At 71.3% G+C, this 1,385-nt stretch carries 2 protein-coding genes; both read right to left on the bottom strand.

Features of this window, described 5'->3' with window-relative positions; all coding sequences use genetic code 11:
• Positions 1–58 precede the first annotated feature (58 nt).
• On the bottom strand, positions 59–1,048 hold the full coding sequence (locus ABZY91_RS42045; protein ID WP_355409531.1) for an aldo/keto reductase: 990 nt from the start codon (positions 1,046–1,048) through the stop codon (positions 59–61).
• Positions 1,049–1,106: 58 nt separating this feature from the next.
• A partial coding sequence (locus tag ABZY91_RS42040; RefSeq protein ID WP_355409529.1) for an amidohydrolase family protein occupies positions 1,107–1,385 on the bottom strand: 279 nt, incomplete at its 5' end.

Genomic DNA, 1,385 nt, shown 5'->3' with positions numbered 1-1,385 from the left:
GGCGCGGCGCCCCCCCCCCCCCCCCGCGGGGCGCGCCCCCCCCCCCCTCTCCGTCGTGTCAGCGGCTCAGCAGGTCGATCTCGGCGAGCTCCTCCTCCGACAGCGGTACGCCGTCCAGCGCGTCGATGTTCTGGTCGAGCTGGGCCACGCTGCTCGCCCCGATGATCACCGACACCACCCGGGGGTCGCGCAGCACCCATGACAGCGCCAGCTGCGCCAGCGTCTGGCCGCGCCGCTCCGCGACCTTGTCCAGCGCGCGCAACTGCTCCAGCTTGGCGGCGGTCAGCGCCTGCTCCTTGAGGAAGTGCCCGACCGACATCCGGGAGCCGGTCGGCACATCGCCCGCGAGGTAGCGGTCCGTCAGGAGGCCCTGTGCCAGGGGGGAGTAGGCGATCAGACCGGTCCTGGTGTGGCCGACCGCCGCCAGGAGGCCGTCCTCCGGGGCGCGGTCGAGGATGGAGTACCGGGCCTGGTTCAGCAGCAGCGGCGTGCCCAGGTCGCGCAGGATCGCCGCCGCCTCCCGGTGCTCGGCCGCCGGGTAGTTGGAGATGCCGGCGTACAGCGCGCGGCCGGAGCGCACCGCCTGGTCCAGCGCCCCCATCGTCTCCTCCAGCGGGGTCTCGGGGTCGTAGCGGTGCGAGTAGAAGACGTCCACGTAGTCCAGGCCCGTCCGGCCCAGCGACTGGTCCAGGCTGGCCAGCAGGTACTTGCGGCTGCCGCCGTCCCCGTACGGGCCGGGCCACATGTCGTAGCCCGCCTTGGAGGCGATGAAGAGCTCGTCCCGGTACGGGCGGAAGTCCTGTGCGAACAGGTGGCCGAAGTTGCGCTCGGCGCTCCCGTACGGCGGGCCGTAGTTGTTCGCCAGGTCGAAGTGGGTGATGCCCCGGTCGAAGGCGCGGCGCAGCACCGCGCGCTGCACGTCCAGCGGCTGGGTGTCACCGAAGTTGTGCCACAGCCCCAGCGAGACCGCGGGCAGCTGCACACCGCTGTGTCCGGTGCGGCGGTAGGTCATCGAGGCGTAGCGGTCTTCCGCGGCGTGGTAGTTCATGCCACGCATCCTGCCAGCTACCCACCGGAATTTGAACTCAAATCAACATAGAACAACGCTACTTCCGGGGACGATCCGGACGCTCGCCGCCGGATCGGACGGATCCCTCGACGGGACCGAACATCGAAGACTCGACGACGCCGAAGCGGTCGGCCCCGGTGATCCACTCGCCGCGGCGCATGACGGCGACCAGGTCGTGGGTGGCGGAGTCGAGCACCACGAGGTCGGCGTTCTTGCCGGGTTCCAGCGTGCCGACCGAGTCGGCGAGGCCGAGCAGGCGGGCGGGGACGGTGGAGAGCGACTCGACGGCCTGGTTGAGGGTCAGCCCGTTGACGGC

The organism is Kitasatospora sp. NPDC002965, from assembly GCF_040611255.1.
Classification (GTDB): Bacteria; Actinomycetota; Actinomycetes; order Streptomycetales; family Streptomycetaceae; genus Kitasatospora.
Note: the sequence above shows the minus strand (reverse complement) of the source record. Positions and strands in the feature narration are given on the sequence as shown.